Annotated in this window: 2 protein-coding genes; both read left to right on the forward strand. The window is 57.7% G+C overall.

The features are described 5' to 3' along the window. Positions 1–599 (forward strand): aldehyde dehydrogenase family protein (locus tag EOB49_RS34110; protein WP_127383520.1); only part of this gene is annotated, 599 nt, incomplete at its 5' end. Between the two features lie 6 nt (positions 600–605). Further along, positions 606–991, forward strand: a 386-nt coding sequence (locus EOB49_RS34115; RefSeq protein ID WP_206526190.1) for a fumarate hydratase, incomplete at its 3' end; no start/stop codon positions are given.

Consider the following 991-nt stretch of genomic DNA (forward strand, 5'->3'; position numbering starts at 1 on the left):
AGAGTTGTAATGCGCCCAGCAGGATTCTTGTCGCCCGATCCCGCTATGAGGAATTCCTGTTCCGGATGACGGAGGCGGTCCGAAAAATCAGGATCGGTCCACCGGATGACCCTGCAACGCAGATGGGTCCCATGGCAAACGCGCGGCGAATCGAGGCCATGCAACGCCTGACCAAAGATGCGGTAGAGGGCGGCGCCCAAATCGAGACCGGTGGCACCCCCCTTGACCGACCGGGGTTTTACTGGCCGCCAACCATCCTGACTGGCGTACCGAAGGAAGCGAGAGTGCTTCATGAAGAGCCGTTCGGACCGATTCTCACCGTGGCGCCTTTCGATACGATCGAAGAGGCGATCGAGGAAGCCAACGCCACCGAGTACGGTCTGGCCGCCTACTTGTTTACTGGCGCGGCCGATACGCAACAGAAGCTTATCAATGGTCTCTCTGCGGGCGCAGTTAGTGTGAATTACCTGAAAGGGGTTTCCGCGGATGCGCCTTATGGGGGCGTCAAGCAAAGCGGCTATGGATATGAAGGCGGCGAGCAGGGGGTGCGAAGCTTCCAGATTTTGAAAATGGTCAATGGCCTCGGTTCGTTTGGATAAAATCCGGTGGGAAACAGAACACGGACCATCGCAGGTCGCGACATCACAAGGAGCGTCGCCGACGCCCTTCAGTACATCTCGTACTATCATCCTCCAGATTATATCCGGTCTCTTTCTCACGCATACACGCGAGAACAGAGCCCGTCGGCGAAGAATGCCATAGGTCAGATTCTGCTGAACTCCCGCATGGCGGCCTTTGGGCGGCGCCCGATCTGTCAGGACACCGGACTTGTGGTTGTCTTCGCAAAGGTCGGCATGGATGCCCGCATTAAGTCAACGGCCAGTTTCGCTGATCTTGTGAATGAGGGCGTACGTCAAGCCTATCTCGATCCGGACAATCCCCTTCGGGCATCGATCGTTGCGGATCCCCTCGCTAGACGGGTCAACACCCG

The sequence above is a fragment of the Mesorhizobium sp. M7A.F.Ca.MR.148.00.0.0 genome, assembly GCF_003997735.1.
Classification (GTDB): Bacteria; Pseudomonadota; Alphaproteobacteria; order Rhizobiales; family Rhizobiaceae; genus Mesorhizobium.